This is a genomic window from Leisingera sp. F5, from assembly GCF_001593695.1.
Map to the genome: position 1 here is coordinate 1 of NZ_LUKH01001187.1, position 1,207 is coordinate 1,207.

Annotated in this window: 2 protein-coding genes; both read left to right on the forward strand. The window is 59.2% G+C overall.

All coding sequences use genetic code 11. The annotated features are described in order from the left end of the window. On the forward strand, positions 1–675 hold a 675-nt coding region (locus A2I95_RS39990), incomplete at its 5' end, for an Hsp33 family molecular chaperone HslO (protein ID WP_291737885.1). Next, positions 668–1,207, forward strand: a 540-nt coding sequence (locus tag A2I95_RS39995; protein ID WP_291737886.1) for a CoA pyrophosphatase, incomplete at its 3' end; no start/stop codon positions are given. The genes A2I95_RS39990 and A2I95_RS39995, both read left to right, overlap by 8 nt.

Genomic DNA, 1,207 nt, shown 5'->3' on the forward strand with positions numbered 1-1,207 from the left:
AGCTTCGACCGTGACCGGATTACGGATAGCGACCCCTTTGATCAGGTTGGAGAAGGGTACTTTGCAATCATGATCGACCAAGGCAAAGGCACCAAGCCGTACCAGGGCATCACCCCGTTGTCTGGCGGGTCGCTGCGCGCCTGTGCCGAGGCCTATTTTGCGCAATCCGAACAGCTGCCGACCATGTTCAAAATGAGCTTTGGAAAATCATCCGAGCCTGGAGTTGACGAGCATTGGCGCGCGGGCGGCATCATGCTGCAGAGCATGCCCAAAGCGTCACCCTTTGCTGCGCAAAGCGAAGGGTCGGATGAAGTTCTGCAGGCCAGCGATTTGGTGTCCGGTGATCAGGAAGAAAACTGGAACCGGGCCACAATGTTGTTGAATACCGTGGAGGCATTGGAGCTGATCGGACCGTCAGTGTCCCCGACCGATCTGTTGATCCGATTGTTTCACGAGGAACAACCGCGGGTCTACGATGTCCAGGCCGTTCGTTTCGGCTGCACCTGCTCCGAAGACCGAGTACGTCAAAGCCTGTCGATCTATTCGGCCAAAGACATTGGCACTATGACAAACGAAGATGGTCGGGTCACGGCGGATTGCCAGTTTTGCAGCGCGCATTACGATTTGGACCCGGAAAGCGTGGGTTTTGAAGCGGAAAACCCGCCCGGTGAGTGAGGCCGCGCAGAACCTTGCCAACAGGATTTCCGCCGCGCTGAAACACCAGGGCGGCGGCTCTTCCGACTTCGACCTCAACCCCGGTACCGTGCTGCCAGAAGGGCGCAAGCTGCGGCCGGCCGGGGTACTGGTGCCTATCTCTGTCACCGGAAATGCACCACGGCTTATTTTGACCAAACGCTCTTCTGCGCTGAAGCATCATCCGGGCCAGATCGCTTTTCCCGGCGGCAAGGTGGATCCCAGCGACACGGATACCTGTTCTGCTGCGCTGCGCGAAGCCTGGGAGGAAATCGGGCTGCCGCAGGAGCTGCCGCAGATTGTCGGCTGCCTGCCGGAGCATGAGACGGTGACCGGTTTTTCGGTGACGCCCGTTGTGGCACTGATCCGGGAGGAATTCACCGTGCGTCCGGAAGCGGGGGAGGTGGCCGAGGTTTTTTCCGTCCCGCTGGCCCATGTGCTGGATCCAAAAAAATACATCATTGAATCCCGCCGCTGGCGCGGCACCCGCCGCCGCTACTATACCGTTCCATAC